Here is a 1,125-nt window from a genome sequence, read left to right on the forward strand (position 1 = left end):
AGAGGTCGTTTTCTCCCTTTGTTTCATCCCGGAATCGGCGGTTGGTGTAGTTTTGCGGGGTCGCGCCAGGAGACGGTGGTCTCGCCGGTGAGGCGGCGGGCCATCAAGTCGGTCATGGCGAGAAGGATCATGGCTTCGGAGCGGTGCGGATGGGTCTCGTAGTCGCGCGCCAGGCGCCGGTGCAGCATGATCCAACCGTAGGTCCGTTCCACCGCCCATCGCTTCGGGATCGGGGCGAATCCCCTTGCCCCGGGGGCGGGTTGGACGATTTCGAGGTCGATGCCGAGGGCGGCGGCATGCTCGACGAAATGCTTGCGGTAGCCGCCGTCGACCCAGACCTTGCGCAGGCCGGGATGGTCGGCGGCAGCCTGCTCCAGGAGCGCCCGGCCGGCGGTGGAATCCTGAACGCCTGCCGCGGTGACCAGCACCGCCAGCAGCAGGCCGAGGGTGTCGGTGATGATGCTGCGCTTGCGGCCGACGATCTTCTTGCCCGCGTCGATGCCCTGCGTCCTGGCGGGGACGGAGGTGGAGGTCTTGACGCTCTGCGCGTCGATCACGCAGGCAGACGGGTGGCGTTTCTTGCCTTCCTGCTGGCGCACCAACTCCCTTAACAGGCCGTTGAGCTGGGCGAAGATGCCGTCGGTCTGCCATTTGGCGAAGTAGCCGTAGACCGACTGCCAGGGCGGGAAGTCGTGCGGGAGATAGGCCCACTGGCAGCCGGTGCGGTCCACGTAGAGAATCGCGTTCATGATTTCGCGCAGGTCATGACGGGGCGGCCGGCCGAAGTCCAGTGCCCGGCCCCGGCGCTCGAAGCGCCAGGCGGACAGCACCGGCTCGATCAACTCCCAGCGGGCATCGGACAGATCACTCGGATATGCACGACGGTCGGTCATGCTCTGGGCATACCGCCGCTCGGGGGCGTGCGCCCAGGCGCGTGTTCTGCCTCGCGGGAGCACGGGACAGATCCGGGCGTCCTGGAATGAGACAGGCGTAAGTCTGTTGTCGCCTCATACGCCACACCATCCGTCTCGCCAGCCGCGTTCCGCACTGAAGACTCACCAGCACCAGATCATCAGTGGTCGCAAAACTAGCGATAACACCGCACCATAGACGAAAACGACCTCT

1 protein-coding gene is annotated in these 1,125 nt (G+C 65.7%); it reads right to left on the reverse strand.

Going from position 1 to position 1,125, the window contains the following annotated elements:
- Positions 1-23: 23 nt before the first annotated feature.
- Positions 24-893, reverse strand: a complete 870-nt coding sequence (locus IH68_RS0148925) for an IS5 family transposase (protein WP_030950304.1) — start codon at positions 891-893, stop codon at positions 24-26.
- Positions 894-1,125 lie beyond the last annotated feature (232 nt).

The organism is Streptomyces sp. NRRL S-646 (genome assembly GCF_000720765.1).
In the GTDB taxonomy this organism is placed as follows: domain Bacteria; phylum Actinomycetota; class Actinomycetes; order Streptomycetales; family Streptomycetaceae; genus Streptomyces.

Coding starts and splice junctions, on each gene's coding strand:
- IH68_RS0148925 (WP_030950304.1), bottom strand. CDS start 893: ATGACCGACCGTCGTGCATATCCGAGTGATCTGTCCGATGCCCGCTGG.